This is a genomic window from Bacillus sp. D48C (assembly GCF_053345735.1).
The window spans coordinates 583,062-601,671 of sequence record NZ_JBKFAQ010000001.1 but is presented as its reverse complement, the minus strand read 5'-3'; the positions used below and the strand labels follow the sequence as shown (position 1 = coordinate 601,671).

Genomic DNA, 18,610 nt, shown 5'->3' with positions numbered 1-18,610 from the left:
CACTGTACCCAAAAGATCACTTTTATAACCTTTTAGGTAGTTACTATTATTTCACATGATTCATAACATAAGATGCAAACTCAGCTACATCTCCTTCAAAAATATTTATTTCTGGCAAGTGATAGAACGTTGTTTGGAGCGGGTTTCCTGCATGATATACATATATCGTTTTCTCTAGTGCAATCGCCATTCCAAACTCTGTATGGCTCCCGTTTCCGCCATCTAATATAAGTAAAAACACATCCGCTTCTTTTACAGCATTTTTTTCTGCCTGACCAATTTCTCTTAATTGTTCTTGATTCACTGCTCTTTCGTTTTTGCTCCAATCATATGTATGGTGCCATCCTGCATGTTTCAGTTCATTTGCTACGGAACATACAAGATGTTTATTTTGGAAACCTGAGGCGATATAAAAATTCATTTATATACACTCCTTCATTATGTATGGGGAAACTCCTTTTTAGCGTTATTTGTTATAGCTATAATAAAGAACAACTTCAAAAAAAATCCCCATCTTTAAAACTTATTTGCGTTTAAATGATGGGATGCTTCATGGTCTTCTTTTATTTTTTGTTTTTTATAACTTTCATCAGCTAACATTTCTAGTTCAGCTGTTATCTCTGACTTTTCAAGCTCTCTTTCTTGCGAAAATTTCCTTGAAATATAAACAATAACACTACCAACGTACAACACAAAGCATATAATAAGTGCAGTATTTTCATAGAGACTTAGCTCCAACACAGTCACTCCTAATCCATTCGTATTTTCACGCCTCATTAATTGGAATTTCTCTATTAACCCAGTTGTTATCCCGCTATTTGAGGGCAGTAAGACTCCCTCCTCAAATTTCAGTAAAAGCAAAGAAGTTAGATGGAGGATGCACCCAACTGATTAAAGTTTCACTTTATTGTAACATAAAAATATCAATTCTTGGAATCTTTCACCCTACTAAAAGAGGCATGATTGTTTCATCATGCCTCTGAAATATTTTGAATGATTGTTTGAATTGCTTCTTTTCCATTATATTTTTTTAGTGCTGTTTTATACTTCTCATTATTTTGATTCAATTCTTCGACATACTTTATCAGAGATTTTACAGTTACATCTTCTTCATATAATACGGAGGCATACCCTTGCCTTTCAAAGGACTCTGCATTTAATATTTGATCTCCACGGCTTGCAAATTTCGATAATGGAATTAAAACCATTGGCTTTTGTAATGTTAAAAATTCAAAAATTGCGTTGGAGCCCGCGCGTGAAATAACAAAATCTGTTACCGCTAATATATCCGGCAGTTCTCCATGTACATATTCAAATTGTCTATATCCTTCTTTATTTTGTAAACTTTCATCAAGGTTACCTTTTCCGCAAAGGTGAACAATTTGATACTTTTTAAGAAGTTCTGGTAATGCTTCTCGAGCCGTATCATTAATTTTCTTCGCGCCCAAGCTGCCTCCCATAATCGTAATAACTGGCTTTTTACGTGAAAAACCTAAAAATGCTAAACCTGTTTCAGGATTTCCCTTCAGCACTTCTTCACGTACAGGAGATCCCGTATATATTACTTTTCCTTTCGGTAAATGCTTCGCTGCTTCTTCAAATGTAACAAATATTTTCGAAGCAAAACGAAGCGCAATTTTATTTGCTAGTCCTGGCGTCATATCAGATTCATGTAATAAAACTGGTACTCTATTTAGCCATCCTCCAATTACGACTGGTACAGATACGAAACCGCCTTTTGAAAAAATCACATCTGGTTTTAGTTTTCGAATCCTTACATACGCATCCATAACACCCTTCATTACAAGAAAAGGATCTTTTATATTTTTCAAATCAAAATAACGACGTAGCTTTCCACTCGAAATACTATAGTAGGGAATGCCTTCCTTTTCTATAATCGTTTTCTCAATACCTTGATGAGAACCAATATAAGAGATATCCCAGTTGTCTTCCTGTAAATGTGGGATAATGGCTAAATTAGGTGTTACATGTCCTGCCGAACCGCCACCTGTAAAGACTATTTTCTTCATACGTCTCCCCCTTCTAGACTATAATACACTAAAATATCTTGCCTCAGGGTGAGAAAATACCATAGCCGTTACGGACGCTTCTGGCTCCATCATGAATCCTTCTGTTAATGAAATACCTATTTCCTCTGGATGAATTAAGCGAAATAGCTTTTCTTGATCTGCAAGTTCTGGACACGCCGGATAACCAAATGACACGCGTATTCCTCTATATTTCGTACGGAAACGTTCTTCCATCGTCAGTTCAGGTGAGTCTGGAATGCCCCAGCGGTCACGAATGAGCATATGTGTTTTTTCAGCAAGTCCTTCTGCTAATTCAAGCGCTAACGATTGAATGGCATGACTACGTAAGTAATCACCTTTCGCCTTCCACTCTTCAGCAATGTCCCGAACTCCTTCCCCAACCGTAACAGATAAGAAAGCAACATAGTCCATCTCATCTCCAATTGGGCGCAAATAATCGCCTAAAGTACGATAGGGGGCCTTTCCTTGTCTAGGGAACGTGAAACGCTCTATAACACGCGTATGATCTTCTGGATCATATATTACAATGTTTTGTCCATCGCTTTGCGCTGGGAAAAATTGATACACTGCTTTTGGCTTTAACCAAGATTGTCCTTCTTGCAATAATTCATCTATTAAATCATTTAATTCATGCGCTCTCTTATCTCCCTCTTTCAAAAGCTTCTTCACATTTCCTTTTAATCCAAGGTGATGCCCAAGTAGCATTTGTCTATTTAAAAATGGAGCGAGATGAAGGGCGGGAATATCGCGTAATACAATTCGTTTTGTTGAATCAGGCACGATAACCTCAGCCTTTGGTAATGGCTCAATTACTGCTGGAATTTCTACTTTCTTCTCCTCTTTTTTTACGATATGAAGATGCCGTTCTTTCTTATCCTGTTTCATCTTCTCACGCTCTTCTTCTTTTTGAAGCTTATTAATAATATCGAGCCCCGTCATCGCATCACTCGCATAACAAACGAGCCCTTTATATGATGGTGAAATCCGATTATCTGTAAACTTTCTCGTTAATGCTGCACCACCTACAACAATGGGAACATCAATATTTGCAGCTTTTAAATCTTCAGCAGTCGTTACCATTTGTTGCGCTGATTTTACTAATAAACCTGAAAGTCCTATAATGTCCGGATTCTTTTCTTGTACTTCTTGAACAATTCGATCTGAACGTACATTAATTCCTAAATTAATAATCTCATATCCGTTATTCGCTAAAATAATTTCAACGAGATTTTTCCCAATATCATGCACGTCACCTTTTACAGTTGCTAATAATACTTTCCCTTTTTTCGCACTATCACTAGATTCCATATATGGCTCTAAATAACTTACAGCAGCTTTCATACTTTCGGCACTTTGCAATACTTCAGCAACAATAAGTTCATTATTATTAAATAGTCGTCCTACCTCGTCCATCCCTGTCATAAGCGGACCGTTAATAATATCAAGAGGTTTTCTTCCTTCTTCAAGTGCAAGACTTAAATCCTCGTGTAATCCTTGTTTCGTACCTTCTACAATATAATTTGCTAGTCTTTCATTAAGCGTTAACGTTTCTTGCACAACGACATCTTTCTTTTTAGCGACTCGGTAAAAGTTTGTAAATTCTTCTAACGTCTCTTTAGTCGTTTCAAACAGTAATGCATCTGCAAGGTGTTTTTCTTCCTCTGGAATCGACGCATAGCGTTCTAATTTTTCCGTATTAACAATCGCGTAATCTAATCCAGCCTTCGTAGCATGATATAAAAAGACGGAATTCAATACTTCACGTCCAGCTGGTGGTAAACCAAATGATATGTTACTTACACCTAAAATCGTTAAACACTCTGGTAACGCTTCTTTAATAAGACGAATTCCTTCTATAGTCGCTGCCGCTGAACCAATATATTCTTCATCACCTGTCCCTACTGGAAACACAAGTGCATCAAAAATAATATCTGACGGACGTATTCCATATTTCGTCGTTAATAATTCGTAACTTCTTTTTGCAATTTCTAATTTTCTTTCAGCACTTACTGCCATACCATCTTCATCGATTGTACCAACTACAATTGCAGCACCATACTTACGAAGAAGCGGTGTTACCTTTTCAAAACGCTCTTCTCCATCTTCTAAATTAATAGAGTTGATAACAGCTTTTCCTTGAATATAAGTAAGTGCTCTTGCCATAACATTTTCATCCGTTGAATCAATCATAATCGGTACTTTTAACACTTTCGTAACTTCTGTCAAAAATTTCTCCATATCTTCTATTTCATCACGATCAGGATCTGCCATACAAATATCAATAATATGAGCATTTTTCTTCACTTGCGCCCTTGCCACTTCAGCAGCCTCTTCAAATTTCCCTTCTGCTACTAATCGTTTAAATTTACGTGATCCAATAACATTCGTTCTTTCACCTACAAATAACGGTCTCATAGACTCATCGTATTGAAGTGCCTCCAATCCACTAATTCCATGTCCTTCTCTCTCATGATGGTCACGAGGCTTAAGAGATGCTAGCGCGGATTTCATTGCTTTTATATGTTCTGGTGTCGTGCCACAACAACCACCGATAATATTAACCCATCCTTCTTCAGCAAATCGCTTCACCTTTTCAGCAAGAGAAGATGGAGATTCATGGTAATGTCCATCTTCATCAGGAAGACCTGCATTTGGATAACAAGAAATGTAACACTCCGATAAATCAGATAGTGAACGAATATGGTTCCTCATAAACTCCGGACCAGTCGCACAGTTTAATCCAACAGATAATGGTTTCATATGTTCTACTGATAAATAAAAAGCTTCAATTGTTTGCCCAGCCAGAGTCGTTCCCATTGGCTCAATCGTTCCTGAAATCATAATAGGAACCGTTTTTTTCATTTCTTCAAAAGCAGCTTGAATTCCAATATAAGCTGCTTTCACGTTACGCATATCTTGACTCGTCTCAACGAGTAATACATCAACTTCTCCTTTTAACAATCCTCGTGCCTGCCTTGTATAAGCCTCAATCAATTCTTCAAAAGTCACACCACCTGTAACACTAATTGCTTTCGTTGTTGGTCCCATTGCTCCCGCAACATATACTTCCTTCCCGCTTTCTTTAACAGCTTGCTTCGCCAAAAGTGCTGCCTTTTCATTTAGTTCTTCATCTAAATGAGACAGCTCATAATCACTTAGTACAATATTCGTTGCCCCAAATGTATTTGTTTCAATAATATCCGCTCCAGCTTCAATATAAGCTTTATGAATTTTTAAAATAACGTCTGGTCTTGTTTCTACTAAATATTCATTACAGCCCTCGTACTCTTCTCCTCCGAAATCTTCAGCAGTTAAATCCTCTTGCTGAATCATTGTCCCCATTGCCCCATCTAATATTAAAATGCTATTCTGTAATTTTTCTTCTATACACTTCATCAATTAATACCTTCTTTCACTTCTTGCTTTTCTCTTACATATTTAACAAGATGTTCTGTAATTTCATACTTTAAAAATGGTGTAATAAGATAAATACCATTAAAATATTTCATCGCTATGTCGATTAATTCTTGCGAAATGCGAATCCCTTCCTCAATTGCTGCCTCTTTCGTTTCGTGTCCATCCATTCTCTCTCTTATTTCTTCAGGAAGAGTAATACCCGGCACCTCAAAATGAAGAAAATCTGCATTCCGCTTACTTACTAACGGCATAATTCCAATAAAAATAGGTTGTTCCAAATGCTTTGTCGCTTCATACACTTCTTCAATTAGCGCGATATCGTAAATTGGCTGAGTTAAAAAATACTCCGCTCCAGCATCTATTTTTCGTTCCATTCGCTTAACCGCTGCTTTTAAGTGCCTCACGTGAGGATTAAATGCGCCGCCTACAGAAAACCTTGTCGCCGGTCCAATTGATTTCCCTAAAATTGAACGTCCATCGTTCATTTCTTTAATCATTTTAATGAGCTCAATAGAGGATAAATCATATACAGAAGTTGCACCGGGAAAATCACCAACGCGCGCTGGATCACCAGTTAAAGCTAACACTTCTTCCATCCCTAACGCCGATAAACCTAACAAATGAGATTGTAGTCCAATGACGTTATGATCTCTACACGTTAAATGTGTCAATACTGGGATATCATGCTTGGTTAATAACGCACCCATTGCCATATTCGAGATGCGAGGCGATGCTAATGAATTATCTGCTAGAGTAATAGCATCTGCTCCCGCTCTTTTTAACGCTCTTGCTCCTTCAAAAAAACGCTGTGTATCTAACGTTTTCGGTGGATCTAATTCCACTACAACTGTCGTTTGTTTTTTCGCTTTCTCTGCTAGAGTGACGTGAGCCTTCGAACGTTTCTCATGCGTATGAACGACTTTCGGCCTTTGAATCGTGTCTTTTTCTATTACAGGGGTAATATTCGCAACAGCGCGCTTCATACTTTGAATATGTTCTGGAGTCGTACCACAACAACCACCCAATAATCGAATACCTTGCTCAATAAATCTCGGTGTCATCGCTTCAAAATAAGCTGGGCTTCCCTCATATACATAACGTCCCTCCACATAATTCGGGAGACCTGCATTTGGGTATGCTGATAAATAGCCATTTTGCGGAATCGATATCATTTTGAAAGCTTCCGTCATATGAAGCGGCCCTAGTTGACAATTCAATCCAACAACATTTGCACCGCAATCTATAAGTTGCTTTAATATTTCATTGACATCATTTCCATTTTGAGTCGTACCTGCTTCATGTAACGCTAATTGAGCAACAATTGGAATATTCGTTTGCTTACGCAATACTTTAACGGCATGAAGTAATTCAAATTCATCGTAAAAAGTTTCTAATAGTAATCCATCAACCTGTTCTTCTAGTAAAGCCCCTGCCTGTTCAAGTAGCATAAACTCCCTTTCCATATCAGTCGTTGTAACGGCTCCGATGTGTTTCATACCACCAATTGTTCCTAAAATTGCATTTCTGTCTGTAACAGATGCTTTCGCCAGTTTTACTGCCGCTCTATTAATTTCTGTAACTTGATTTTCTAAACCATACATACGTAATTTCGTCTCATTTGCCCCATACGTATTCGTTTGAATTACATCTGCTCCAGCAGCTACATATTGTTTATGAATCGATATAATTAAGTCTGGATCAGATACATTCAATTCTTCAAAGCTACTTTGCAAACCATGTGAATGCAATAACGTCCCAACCGCACCATCACCTATTACAATTCCTTTTGATAATAAATCTAGTAATTTCACGAATCTCCCTCATTTCTATCAATATAAAAACCCCCTCTTCACTTTGAAGAGGGGGACATAATCGTTCCTCCTCTTATTATGCAAAACATTCGTTTTGCAGGTATTAGCACCGTTTCAAACATTTCGTTTGAAGGTTGCCGGGTTTCACAGGGCCTTTCCCTCCACCGCTCTCAATAAGAGTTGTCTTTATTATTTTATTTATGTAGCTAAAAGGAAATGCGTTCCCCTTTTAACAATGTTTGTTAATTTTTTAATAAATTTAGCATGCACAAAAGTAAAAGTCAATGATACTTGCGGAAAAATAAAAATTATTTAAAATAAACTTGCAATTCAATTATCTTTTGTTGTAAAGTTAAAAACATAATAAAAATTTCATACGAACATTCTTATCTAGAGAGGTAGAGGGACTGGCCCTATGACGCCTCAGCAACCATTAACAGTTTGTTAATAAGGTGCTAATTCCAGCAAATTGTGAAAGATTTGACAGATGAGAAGAAGACTCTATTCAAACCGAAAGCCTTCTTCTTAGAAGGCTTTTTTTATTTTATATTCACTTAATGTTTCAATTTAAAAAGGAGGAATTTTCACATGTCAACAATCGAAACGAAACTAGCACAAATCGGAAATCGCAGTGAAACTACAACAGGAACGGTTAATCCACCGGTTTATTTCTCAACCGCTTATCGTCACGAAGGAATTGGTAAATCTACTGGCTTTGACTATTCACGAACTGGCAATCCAACTCGCGGTCTTTTAGAACAGGCGATCGCAGACTTAGAATATGGCGAACAAGGTTATGCCTGTAGTTCAGGGATGGCGGCTGTTCTCCTCGTCCTTTCTCTATTCCACTCTGGAGACGAACTTATTGTATCTGAAGATTTATACGGAGGAACGTATCGATTATTTTCTGAGCACGAAAAAAAGTGGAATGTTCGATGTAGATACGTAAATACACAATCTATTAAACAAATTGAGCAAGCTATCACAACTGAAACGAAGGCTATTTTCATAGAAACTCCAACTAATCCATTAATGCAAGTTACTGATATTGCTGCTGTCGCAACTGTAGCGAAAAGGCACGGACTACTTCTTATTGTAGACAACACATTCTACACACCTTATATACAGCAACCATTAACAGAAGGTGCTGACATTGTACTCCATAGCGCAACGAAATATTTAGGGGGACATAACGATGTACTAAGCGGACTTGTCGTTGCAAAAGGAATGGAACTTTGCGAGGAAATCGCTCATTATCATAATGCATCAGGCGCGGTTTTAAGCCCATTTGACTCATGGTTATTAATTCGCGGTATGAAAACGTTAGCGCTTCGCATGAGACAACATGAAGAAAATGCGAAAGCAGTTGTTGCATATTTAAATGATGAAAACGGGGTGACAGATGTATTTTATCCAGGAAGAGGCGGCATGATTTCATTCCGCCTTAAAGATGAAGCTTGGATTAATCCATTCTTACAATCTTTATCCTTAATTACATTTGCAGAAAGTCTTGGTGGTGTAGAAAGTTTAATGACTTATCCAGCAACGCAAACACATGCTGATATTCCTGAAGATATTAGAACAGCAAACGGTGTATGCAATCGTCTTCTTCGATTCTCCGTTGGCATTGAAAATAGTAACGATTTAATTCAAGACTTAAAGCAAGCCATTAAACTCATAAAAGAAGGTGTAAAAATATGAGCTATTCTATAGATACACTCTTACTACACAACCAATATAAACATGACTCACAAACGGGCGCTGTGAACGTTCCCATTTATAACACATCAACTTTTCACCAGTTTGATGTAGATACGTTCGGAAAATATGACTATAGCAGGTCAGGAAATCCAACTCGTGAAGCTCTTGAAGATATCATTGCTTTATTAGAAGGTGGAACAAAGGGATTCGCCTTTGCATCAGGCATTGCAGCGATTTCCACTGCATTCCTCCTTCTTTCACAAGGTGATCACGTACTCATTTCAGAAGATGTATACGGAGGCACTTACAGAGTGATAACTGAGGTACTCTCCCGTTACGGTGTTTCACATACATTTGTTGATATGACCAATTTAGAAGAAATAAAACAAAACATTAAACCAAATACAAAGCTCTTTTATGTAGAAACACCTTCTAACCCACTTTTAAAAGTGACAGATATCCGCGAAGTTTCTAAACTTGCAAAATCTATTGGCGCTCTTACTTTTGTTGATAATACTTTTTTGACACCACTATTCCAGAAACCACTTGAACTTGGAGCTGATGTCGTTCTTCATAGTGCTACAAAATTTATTGCTGGTCATAGTGATGTTACTGCCGGATTAGCAGTAGTAAAAGATGCAGAACTCGCTCAAAAGCTTGGATTTTTACAAAATGCATTCGGTGCTATTTTAGGGCCTCAAGATTGTTCTCTCGTACTTCGTGGCCTAAAAACATTGCATGTACGCCTCGAGCATTCAGCTAAAAATGCCAATAAAATTGCACATTATTTACAAGAGCACACTAAAGTACAAAATGTCTATTATCCTGGATTACAAACGCATCTCGGATTTGATATTCAACAATCTCAAGCAACATCAGCTGGAGCGGTCTTATCGTTTACTTTGCAGTCAGAAGATGCACTCCGCCAATTTTTGTCAAAAGTAAAATTACCCGTTTTTGCAGTTAGTTTAGGAGCGGTAGAGTCAATTCTTTCTTACCCAGCAAAAATGTCACATGCAGCACTGTCGCAAGAAGCTCGTGATGAAAGAGGGATCTCTAATTCATTACTTCGGTTATCAGTTGGCCTTGAAAATGTTGACGATTTAATATCCGATTTTGAAAATGCCCTTTCTTATGTAGAAGAACCTGTAAATGTATAGAATGAATAGAAGATATGAAATTAAGTTTTCATATCTTTTTTTATGCTGTCTACCATACTCGTTTTAGTGCTTTTCTGTCTATATAGTTCATTAAAAAATAAAATTTTTATCTATTTCCAAGTAATGGATTAATTGATATATTAAGAAATAAAAAGGAGCAAAAATAATGGATACTTGTACAGATATTTTAATCGTTATCGATTTACAAAATGGAGTATGTTATAGCGGAGAGCATTTATTTGATTTACAGAACTTACTAACAAAAGTAAATCAAAGAATTTCTTCATACAGAAAATTAAATAAACCAATCCTTTTTGTTCAATATTGTGATGATGATTTAGTACCCGAGAAAGAAAATTGGGCTATTCATACCGATCTAGATGTTCAAGAACAAGATTTTTTTGTAAGAAAAACACATGCAAATTCATTTTATAAAACAAACTTAAAAGAAATTTTAGATCAATTATCTGTAAAGCGCATTGAATTTTGTGGTGCCCAAACAGAGTACTGTATGGATGCTACGATTAAGTTTGCCCACGGACTGGGATACGAAAACTTTATGGCACAGAAAACAACCTCTACGTTGAAGAATCCTTTTATGTCCGCAAAAGAGACGATTGATTTTTACGAGAACATATGGAATCACAGGTTTTTAACGTTGCTAAAAGATGAATTTTAGAATAAATGACTAATGACTTGATTATCCTAAGATTTATCAGCTGTAATCAAATATTTCGTTATCATCATAAAGAAGCGAATTACATTCAGCTTCTTTTCTTTTAAACTGTTTTATATTCTATATATATCATTACAATTCCTTTGTCATATTATTTTAAAAATTTTGTATATTCATTTGAAAGAATAAGAAAATCATGATAAAATTGTGTTACAAATATATCTATATCTTTCAATTTTTAAAACGCATCGAAATTTTCACCCAAAAATTTTATTTTACAAAAACGTGCTAATTTACCTATTTTATTTACATCAGGGTCTCTTTTCTTACAATTTCTTTACTTTAGGACTTTTTTTCTGCAACAACTATTTTCTTTTCTTTAAATTTTTGGTATGTATAGTATGGTATAATAGCTCACACGGAGGTGGAAAAGAACATGTTAGAAACCTTTCAAAAAGAATTAGAACTATATGAAAGTAATGCAGAATTATTAAAAGTACTAGCTCATCCTGTTCGTTTATGTATCGTAAAAGGATTAATTGAGCGCGGTCCAAGCAACGTTTCTACAATGTATACTGGCTTAAACATGCCACAATCTACAATTTCACAGCATTTAGCAAAATTAAAAAGCGCTAAAATCGTTTCTAGTGAAAGAAAAGGATTAGAAATTTATTACAAAGTAGAGAACGAAACAATAATTCAACTCGTTCGCGTATTATTAGGTTAGGGACTAATAATCGAAGAAAAAGAACGTATTCTATATTTTTCATCTCATATCTTTAATATAAATATATATCATGAGAGGAAATATATAATACTACATAAGTCGTATTAAAAAACAAGACACAGTATATACTGTGTCTTGTTTTTTATATTGTTACATACTGCTCCAAATGCAAATGTTGCATATCTTTTGTATGTATAACAACATCAAACGCACTCCCTACTCCTCCATTCAAAATCATAGAACGAACTGCTCGATTTTTTTTTTGCGTTTCAGAAAAAGGATTCGTATCTTGATGGCTCGTAAGCTGTTCTAATATTCCTGCAGCTAACAAGAACTCAGATTGTTTCTTATGCCATACTGCACTCATTCCCTGCAGACTAAACATCTCAGTTAGCTCGTCCCAATGAATATGAGTAGTAAGATCCATTTCACCTGGATACGCTAGTGGGTTTCGTATTAGCTTATGCTGATAATACCCTCGCAAACTTCCTTCACGGTGTGCTGGATGCATCCATTCTTCTTTTGTGTATCCGTAATCAACTGTAATACATATACCTTTTTGAAACCATTTCGCAATTTCTTTTATATACTCCTCCATCACAATTGGTACTTCAAAACGTTGCCCTTCAGCAATATGAATATTATATTTCAATAAATATCGACCAATTCTTTTATCTAACGGCCTACATACTTCTGAAAGGTTTCCTTCCTCTGTATATGTAATACGTACTTCATACAACATACCATTTCTTTTCTCAATTATTTCAACAGGAAATGCATCAAACAACTCATTCGAAAAAAGAATTCCCTCGAAAGAATCTCCCATTTCACTATAGGAGGTATAGTACGATACATTAGAAAATGAGCCAAGTTGCTCCTGCTGTAATTTCCTATGAAAAGGGCTCACTTCAATCATTGAATAGTTTAAATCAATAAAGGTTTTTGGAGATAATTGCTTCCATTCTTGTAAAACATCATAGGCAAACTTTCCAGTTCCCCCACCAACCTCACAAATATTCGAAGCAACTTCACCATTTTCAACAAGACGAATAAAAAGTTTAGCAAAAGTTTTTGCAAAAACAGAGGATACATTGCTACTTGTAAAAAAATCCCCTTTTCTTCCAATCTTTTCACGTTCTTTCATATAATATCCATGACCTTCTGTATACAATACAAGGTTCATATACGTACTATATGAAATTGAATAATCCTTTTCTTTCCCCATCCATTCTCTTAAAATGAGCTCCATTCCCATAATGACTCCTTATTGTAAAAACGGATTATTTTCTTTTTCAAAGCCAATGCTTGTTTCTGGACCATGTCCACATAACACCGCTGTTTCATCTGGTAATACAAATAATTTCTCTTCAATACTTCCAATTAATTCAGCAAAACTTCCACCAGGCAAATCTGTTCTTCCAATGCTCATTTGGAACAATACATCTCCTGAGAATACAGCATTCGCCTCTTTACTATAATAAGAAATACTTCCTGGAGAATGTCCCGGCGTCTCAAAAATTTCAAAATTAAATGATCCAATTGTTAATGTACCTTCTGCATCAATAATATGATCCGCTGGTTTTGCTGTAATACTGCGGTTGATCATAAAAATTTGAGAGCCGTTTACAGTTGCATCTCCTAACCAATCTGCTTCTTCTTTATGTACGTATACAGGAATATAAAAAGCGTCTCTTACCGCATCAACAGCACCGATATGATCAAAGTGAGCATGTGTTAATAAAACCGCCAATGGTTTTAATTGTTCTTCTTGTAAATATGTAACGAGCTTTTCACCTTCATGACCAGGGTCAAAGATAATGCACTCTTTTTGATCGTTCATTAAAATATAAGCATTGGTTTGCAATGGGCCTAACGGCATTTGTATCCATTTCATATGAAATCTCCTCCAGTTATTAAACTTACTTTTAATGATACAACATTTCTTTCTCTGAGGAAAAGAAAGGATGCTATCTCGACAATCATTTTTAAAACATGTACAATATAAAAGAGTAAATATTCCAAAAACTCATAATAAGAAATGGGTAGACAGAGGAGGATATTGTATGGGCCTTGTTATTATTTTTACACTTGTCACTCTGTTAGCTGTATTTGCTACGCTTAGAACACTTCGTGAAAAAAACTTTTTCGCGAGCGGCTTTGCAATTGCAACTGTACTCGTTTTCGGATGGTTTACGATCATGACTGTTCTATATAACGGGTATCCACCAGCAGCTTAATTCGTTTACACTTTATTCTTCATCGAGATTTCACACAAAAAGAGGAAGGGTTCCCCCTTCCTCTTTTCATATTTCACATCTTATATCATCTTCGCTTCGTATTTGTGCTTTTTTACAAGCCAAGCTCCTCCGATAACACCTGCATCATTACCAAGTGTTGCAATAGCTAACTTCGTGCTCTTTACAGCACGTGAGAAAGCGTATTGCTCGAAATAGCGTTGAATTGGTTCTAATAGCGCATCTCCAGCTTTAGACACGCCTCCACCAATAACAATTTTCTCTGGGTTCAACGTACTAGAAAGGTTCGCTACAGCTAATCCTAAATAAGAAGCTACTTTTTCTACTACTTCGCCTGCTAATTCATCACCTTGTCCAAGTGCTTCAAAGACATCTTTTGATGTAATACGTCCTTCTTCAGCTAACATAGAACGCAACATGCTTTCTTTATTAGTCTCTTGTATTTTTTGCATAGCAACACGTACGATACCTGTTGCAGATGCTACTGTTTCTAAGCAACCAGACTTCCCGCAATTACATGGGAAAGCATTTTCTGTAACTACTGTAATATGTCCAATCTCACCAGCAGCACCACTCACGCCGTGTACAATCTCACCATTGGCGATTACACCACCACCAACGCCCGTACCAAGTGTCATGCAGATTAAATCTTTTGCACCTTCACCAGCACCTTTCCACATTTCACCAAGCGCTGCTAAGTTTGCATCATTATCAATAACAACAGGTAATCCTGTTTCTACTTCTAATAAATCTTTTAGCGGATAGTTTTTCCACCCTAAATTAACCGCTTCATAAATCATTCCAGATGCCACATGTACAGGGCCAGGAGCTCCCATACCAATACCAATTAACTTGCTCTTCAATTCGCCTAATTCTTCTAGCTTTTTATCAATTGCTTTCGCAACATCAAGTGTAATATGTTTTCCTTGCTCACCTGTATTCGTAGGGATTTCCCACTTATGTAAAATTTCACCGTATACATTAATAAATGCTAATTTAATCGTTGTACCACCAAGGTCAACACCAACTAACCATTTCTCTTCCATGTTGCTTACCTACCTTTATCTAATTCTTATTTAGCTCTTTTTGAATTTCTTGCTTCAATAAAAATAAAGCTGTTTGATAGTCTTGTGGATCGATTAGCTGTGATTGATTTAATTCACGCAATTCATCTTGCATTAATTGTAAATCTGCAATTCGATCTCCCGTATAAATAATCGTACCAAATTTCTTTAGCAATTGCTGAATATCATAAATAGATACCATTTCATCACCCTCTATGCTCGCTTACTATAAAAAATTATAATAAGAAAACGTTCACATATTTTATTATAATCAAGAAGAAAAAGTCTCGTCAATTTTTATTTGTCTAGACAAGCTCATTTATGAGCATTGTTCCTTTTTCTGTAATAATTTTTTCTATATTTTTATCAAATGGCTCTACCGGAATGTGTTTTACCATTTGAAAACCATACGCTAATGATAGCGTTTTCCCTTTATAATGCACGAGATAACGATCATAATAGCCACCGCCGTACCCAATTCGCTCTCCTCGTTCTGTATAAGCTACGCCCGGCACAATTTGAAGATCAATTCCATCCACATTCACTTCTTCCGTAAGCCCGGGAATCGGTTCGCGTAAATTCATATACACCGTTTCTAATTGATCAAAATTATTAATTTGCCGGAAGGACATCGTTCTTGTTCCTTTATTACACTTAGGAACTACAACTTTCTTTCCTTCTTCCCAAGCTTTTTCAATAATAGGATATGTATTCACTTCATTTTCCATTGAAAGAGTAATTCCAATTGTTTTAGCTTCAACCCACTCTTTTTGCGCATACAGCAAAAATGCAATCTGTTCTGATAAAGTTGTATACTGTTCTTCTGATAAAGAATTCATGTGTTCTATTATTTGTTTACGCAAACGCACTTTCTCTTCTTTCACACATTTCCCCCCTACAGTGACACTTTTCTCTATGATGATAGTGTATCACTTTTAACATAGGAATCGAATAAAAAAAGAAACAGTAGGAAAATATTCCTACTGCTTACTTTGTTTCACGGTGTAACGTAGACTTCTTGTCACGCTTGCAATACTTTTTAAGCTCGATACGCTCAGCGTTGTTACGTTTATTTTTCTTTGAGATATAGTTACGATCTCCGCATTCTGTACATGCTAGAGTAATATTCACACGCATTCTTATTTCCCTCCAGTACTAATAACTTAAATCAGACTATACTATAATACCACTTTTAAAATAAAAATTCTACACCTTTTGATATTGTCTAATTTTTTCTATAAGATTTTTCATGTTTTCCCTTGCTATTACTGGGTTTCTAGCATGTGAATACACTAAAAATTTTGGTTGTTTTGTGTCAGAAACGATATAAGACCACTCTTTTTCAGTATATTTGAACTGTACTCCTTCAAATATACCTTCTCCCTTCCTTTCTATATCATCCAATAATTTCCTCATAATTTCCCCTTTTTCATTCCATGAACATACCACTTCATCATAAAGTAAATAGAGCGGCGGTGATTGCTCTACTATGCTGAGAAACGTTTTTCCTTGCAATGCTATTAGCTCGAATAATTTTCCAATTCGATATAAAATATCTCGCTTCCACCTTACTTGAAACGACTTTCTTTCATCCTGCGTATAAAATAGAAGATAACATTCTCCTAACTTCAAAGACATCGGGTAAATATTTCCTGTCGATTCGAGTAAGAAATCCGGAATATCTACCTCTTCCAAATCTGTACCCTGGTAAATATTACTATGTTTATCGTATAACTCGAAATGATTTCCTTGCTCAGAAAACATAAGAGCCATATTCGCTTTACTTGATTTCATCAAAGCTTTCACATGATCTTTTTGTTCGCTTGCATAAATCCATGTAACTGTACAACCAAGTCTTTGCAGAAAGAGCATAAGTAAATGTTGCAACGTATCATTTCTCTTATTAATAAGAAGATGAAACTTCTGCATCTGTATTTTCTCGATATCAATATGCTCCAATATAACTTCTATATACTCATTCATAGAAACATGAACCAGCTCATTACGCCCCATTTCTTTCTCATGTACGTAATAAAACAATTCGGACATATATACTTGTTCTATCTCTTTTTGCTGCTTATACGTTAACGGCATGCCAGCTTGACTGTATAACTTTATAACAATCTCATTCTCATTCTCCACTTGAATGAAAACACCACCTGCACATTGCAAATGATGAACACTATATTGAAAAAGTGACTCGTTCATTTCTTTACATTCCATCGTATGAATCCCTATACCATGAATAGCATGTAAAAATAAATTTTTATAAGAGGTTGTTTCTATATTTTCTTGACTTCCAATTAATATACTCTCTCCTTTTGTAAAAAGAGATCCATACGCCATCGCAATCTTCACGATAAACTGGGGAGTAATTTCAACATTCCCTCTTCCTACAATGCGGCTTTTTTGTAACCAACCTGCACTCATTTCACTCTCTTGAATACCAGCTGCTCCTACTATCGAATGACTATCAATGGCCTTATAAGGCCATAGTTTTCCTTTTTGCTTAATTACCGTGCTTCTCCCAATATGACAGTGATCCGCTACAACGCTTTTTTGAAACAGTGTAACGTCATCTTCAACTATTGTACGCTCTCCTATTGTCGTTTCTAATAGTTCACAATACTTCCCAATGTGGGCATTTGCAAAAACAATACTTTTTTGAAGATGAGAATAATTTGAAACGATACTATTTTTCCCAATAATAGAATATGGCTCAATTACAGCTCCTGTACCAATCTTTGCTCCTTCTCCAATAAAAGAGGGGCCATGAATTTTCGTCCCTTTGCCAATCGTCACCCCTTCTCCCATCCATACCATCGGTAATACTTCCGTATAAGGAATAGGTACTTGTAACTTTTTCGTTAACAAATCAAATTGTGCTTGTCGATATTGATTAAATGTGCCGATATCTAACCAATAACCTTCTGACAAATATGCGAATAACACATTTTTATTTGCCAATAACGGAAACACATCATGACTAAAATCAAAAAATTGCCTAGGCGGTATGTAAGAAAAGATTTCTGGCTCCATAATATATATGCCTGTATTCACAACATTAGAGACTACCTCATTCCAGCCCGGCTTTTCTATATATCGTGTAACCTCCTGGTCTTTATTCATTACAACCAATCCAAATGAGAGTGGATTTTCTACTTCTTTCACAAACATTGTTACTATTCTTTTCTTTTGTTCATGAAACCTAATTCCTTCTGATAATTGAAAGTCAGTTAATGCATCCCCACTTATCACAACAAATGTTTCATCTAAAAATTGTTCTGCTTGTTTAATACTCCCTGCTGTACCAAGCGGAGGAGAGTCTTCAAAATAATACAAGTTAACTCCCCATTTACTACCATCACCAAAATATTGCTTAATGGTCGTACTCATATATTGAACAGTAATTGCAATTTCACGAATACCATGCTGGCGTAATAACTCAATATTGTATTCTAAAACTGGTTTTTCTAATAATGGTAACATCGGCTTTGGAGTATTACATGTTAATGGTCTAAGGCGTCTTCCTTTTCCTCCAGCTAAAATAACCCCCTTCATATACTTCAGCCTCCACTTATATAATGTTCAGTAGCTCCATATACCATATGTATATTCTCTATCCCACATGAACTAGCAGCATAAACTTGATTAGTTAAACGAATCCTCATTTAAAAGACCCTATAATTAAATGTCCCACCTATAAAAACGTACGGTTCAAACTCAAAGAAAGCGCTTACTATTAATT

17 protein-coding genes and 2 riboswitches are annotated in these 18,610 nt (G+C 36.0%); of the genes, 5 read left to right on the top strand and 12 right to left on the bottom strand.

From position 1 onward, the window contains the following. Positions 1-46 precede the first annotated feature (46 nt). The 5 genes from ACLBXA_RS03195 to ACLBXA_RS03175 all read right to left on the bottom strand — a co-directional run bounded on the left by ACLBXA_RS03195 (position 47) and on the right by ACLBXA_RS03175 (position 7,279). Positions 47-421, bottom strand: a complete 375-nt coding sequence (locus tag ACLBXA_RS03195) for a nucleoside 2-deoxyribosyltransferase (protein WP_079245917.1) — start codon at positions 419-421, stop codon at positions 47-49. Between the two features lie 95 nt (positions 422-516). Further along, positions 517-777, bottom strand: coding sequence for a DUF3966 domain-containing protein (locus tag ACLBXA_RS03190; RefSeq protein WP_001250699.1), 261 nt, complete (start codon positions 775-777; stop codon positions 517-519). A 194-nt stretch (positions 778-971) separates the two neighbouring features. After that, positions 972-2,030, bottom strand: coding sequence for an undecaprenyldiphospho-muramoylpentapeptide beta-N-acetylglucosaminyltransferase (locus ACLBXA_RS03185; protein ID WP_000724743.1), 1,059 nt, complete (start codon positions 2,028-2,030; stop codon positions 972-974). Between the two features lie 18 nt (positions 2,031-2,048). After that, positions 2,049-5,447: a methionine synthase gene (gene metH / locus ACLBXA_RS03180; protein ID WP_447617100.1), complete on the bottom strand. Its 3,399-nt coding sequence runs from the start codon at positions 5,445-5,447 to the stop codon at positions 2,049-2,051. Further along, entirely contained in the window at positions 5,447-7,279 is a 1,833-nt protein-coding gene (locus ACLBXA_RS03175; protein WP_000770367.1) for a bifunctional homocysteine S-methyltransferase/methylenetetrahydrofolate reductase, read from the bottom strand. Before ACLBXA_RS03175 ends, metH begins: the two co-directional genes overlap by 1 nt. 70 nt (positions 7,280-7,349) lie before the next feature. Then, a riboswitch (SAM riboswitch) is annotated at positions 7,350-7,459 on the bottom strand. Positions 7,460-7,662: 203 nt separating this feature from the next. Then, a riboswitch (SAM riboswitch) is annotated at positions 7,663-7,773 on the top strand. A gap of 94 nt (positions 7,774-7,867) precedes the next feature. Between ACLBXA_RS03175 and metI the strand changes: the two genes are divergently transcribed. The 4 genes from metI to ACLBXA_RS03155 all read left to right on the top strand — a co-directional run bounded on the left by metI (position 7,868) and on the right by ACLBXA_RS03155 (position 11,543). Then, positions 7,868-8,980 (top strand): cystathionine gamma-synthase/O-acetylhomoserine thiolyase, encoded by a 1,113-nt coding sequence (gene metI, locus ACLBXA_RS03170; RefSeq protein WP_098832678.1) that lies wholly within the window; start codon positions 7,868-7,870, stop codon positions 8,978-8,980. Then, on the top strand, positions 8,977-10,140 hold the full coding sequence (gene metC / locus ACLBXA_RS03165; protein WP_000122298.1) for a cystathionine beta-lyase: 1,164 nt from the start codon (positions 8,977-8,979) through the stop codon (positions 10,138-10,140). The genes metI and metC overlap by 4 nt, the downstream gene beginning before the upstream one ends. Before the next feature lie 166 nt (positions 10,141-10,306). Next, positions 10,307-10,819 carry a cysteine hydrolase family protein gene (locus tag ACLBXA_RS03160; protein ID WP_000379187.1) on the top strand — a complete coding sequence of 171 codons (513 nt, stop codon included), beginning with the start codon at positions 10,307-10,309 and terminating at the stop codon, positions 10,817-10,819. Between the two features lie 433 nt (positions 10,820-11,252). Further along, the gene (locus ACLBXA_RS03155) at positions 11,253-11,543 is read left to right on the top strand and encodes an ArsR/SmtB family transcription factor (protein WP_000894377.1); all 291 of its coding nucleotides are present in this window, start codon (positions 11,253-11,255) and stop codon (positions 11,541-11,543) included. Between the two features lie 142 nt (positions 11,544-11,685). Here the strand turns inward: ACLBXA_RS03155 and ACLBXA_RS03150 are convergent, their stop codons facing one another. Next, positions 11,686-12,798, bottom strand: a complete 1,113-nt coding sequence (locus tag ACLBXA_RS03150) for a class I SAM-dependent methyltransferase (RefSeq protein ID WP_000525134.1) — start codon at positions 12,796-12,798, stop codon at positions 11,686-11,688. 9 nt (positions 12,799-12,807) lie between these two features. Beyond that, a complete protein-coding gene (locus ACLBXA_RS03145; RefSeq protein WP_000871228.1) occupies positions 12,808-13,437 on the bottom strand; it encodes an MBL fold metallo-hydrolase in 630 nt (209 codons plus the stop codon). A 169-nt stretch (positions 13,438-13,606) separates the two neighbouring features. On the opposite strand from ACLBXA_RS03145, the gene ACLBXA_RS03140 reads away from it, so the two are divergent. Beyond that, positions 13,607-13,780, top strand: coding sequence for a DUF2759 domain-containing protein (locus ACLBXA_RS03140; protein WP_000524852.1), 174 nt, complete (start codon positions 13,607-13,609; stop codon positions 13,778-13,780). 80 nt (positions 13,781-13,860) lie between these two features. Here ACLBXA_RS03140 and glcK read toward each other — a convergent pair whose 3' ends face one another. The 5 genes from glcK to ACLBXA_RS03115 all read right to left on the bottom strand — a co-directional run bounded on the left by glcK (position 13,861) and on the right by ACLBXA_RS03115 (position 18,423). After that, positions 13,861-14,844 (bottom strand): glucokinase, encoded by a 984-nt coding sequence (gene glcK / locus ACLBXA_RS03135; protein ID WP_000391701.1) that lies wholly within the window; start codon positions 14,842-14,844, stop codon positions 13,861-13,863. Between the two features lie 19 nt (positions 14,845-14,863). Further along, positions 14,864-15,064 carry a YqgQ family protein gene (locus tag ACLBXA_RS03130; protein ID WP_000253699.1) on the bottom strand — a complete coding sequence of 67 codons (201 nt, stop codon included), beginning with the start codon at positions 15,062-15,064 and terminating at the stop codon, positions 14,864-14,866. A gap of 103 nt (positions 15,065-15,167) precedes the next feature. Beyond that, positions 15,168-15,746: a 5-formyltetrahydrofolate cyclo-ligase gene (locus tag ACLBXA_RS03125; protein ID WP_000656859.1), complete on the bottom strand. Its 579-nt coding sequence runs from the start codon at positions 15,744-15,746 to the stop codon at positions 15,168-15,170. A 103-nt stretch (positions 15,747-15,849) separates the two neighbouring features. Further along, positions 15,850-15,999, bottom strand: coding sequence for a 50S ribosomal protein L33 (gene rpmG, locus ACLBXA_RS03120; RefSeq protein WP_001265616.1), 150 nt, complete (start codon positions 15,997-15,999; stop codon positions 15,850-15,852). Positions 16,000-16,068: 69 nt separating this feature from the next. Beyond that, positions 16,069-18,423 (bottom strand): sugar phosphate nucleotidyltransferase, encoded by a 2,355-nt coding sequence (locus ACLBXA_RS03115; protein ID WP_000679330.1) that lies wholly within the window; start codon positions 18,421-18,423, stop codon positions 16,069-16,071. Positions 18,424-18,610: the final 187 nt, after the last annotated feature.

Excerpts from the sequence above, each read along its gene's own strand:
- ACLBXA_RS03150 (WP_000525134.1), bottom strand. The coding sequence starts at position 12,798 with ATGGGAATGGAGCTCATTTTAAGAGAATGGATGGGGAAAGAAAAGGAT.
- ACLBXA_RS03195 (WP_079245917.1), bottom strand. The coding sequence starts at position 421 with ATGAATTTTTATATCGCCTCAGGTTTCCAAAATAAACATCTTGTATGT.
- ACLBXA_RS03190 (WP_001250699.1), bottom strand. The coding sequence starts at position 777 with ATGAGGCGTGAAAATACGAATGGATTAGGAGTGACTGTGTTGGAGCTA.
- ACLBXA_RS03115 (WP_000679330.1), bottom strand. The coding sequence starts at position 18,423 with ATGAAGGGGGTTATTTTAGCTGGAGGAAAAGGAAGACGCCTTAGACCA.
- ACLBXA_RS03160 (WP_000379187.1), top strand. The coding sequence starts at position 10,307 with ATGGATACTTGTACAGATATTTTAATCGTTATCGATTTACAAAATGGA.
- ACLBXA_RS03140 (WP_000524852.1), top strand. The coding sequence starts at position 13,607 with ATGGGCCTTGTTATTATTTTTACACTTGTCACTCTGTTAGCTGTATTT.
- ACLBXA_RS03155 (WP_000894377.1), top strand. The coding sequence starts at position 11,253 with ATGTTAGAAACCTTTCAAAAAGAATTAGAACTATATGAAAGTAATGCA.
- ACLBXA_RS03130 (WP_000253699.1), bottom strand. The coding sequence starts at position 15,064 with ATGGTATCTATTTATGATATTCAGCAATTGCTAAAGAAATTTGGTACG.
- ACLBXA_RS03145 (WP_000871228.1), bottom strand. The coding sequence starts at position 13,437 with ATGAAATGGATACAAATGCCGTTAGGCCCATTGCAAACCAATGCTTAT.
- rpmG (WP_001265616.1), bottom strand. The coding sequence starts at position 15,999 with ATGCGTGTGAATATTACTCTAGCATGTACAGAATGCGGAGATCGTAAC.
- metH (WP_447617100.1), bottom strand. The coding sequence starts at position 5,447 with ATGAAGTGTATAGAAGAAAAATTACAGAATAGCATTTTAATATTAGAT.
- metI (WP_098832678.1), top strand. The coding sequence starts at position 7,868 with ATGTCAACAATCGAAACGAAACTAGCACAAATCGGAAATCGCAGTGAA.
- glcK (WP_000391701.1), bottom strand. The coding sequence starts at position 14,844 with ATGGAAGAGAAATGGTTAGTTGGTGTTGACCTTGGTGGTACAACGATT.
- ACLBXA_RS03185 (WP_000724743.1), bottom strand. The coding sequence starts at position 2,030 with ATGAAGAAAATAGTCTTTACAGGTGGCGGTTCGGCAGGACATGTAACA.
- metC (WP_000122298.1), top strand. The coding sequence starts at position 8,977 with ATGAGCTATTCTATAGATACACTCTTACTACACAACCAATATAAACAT.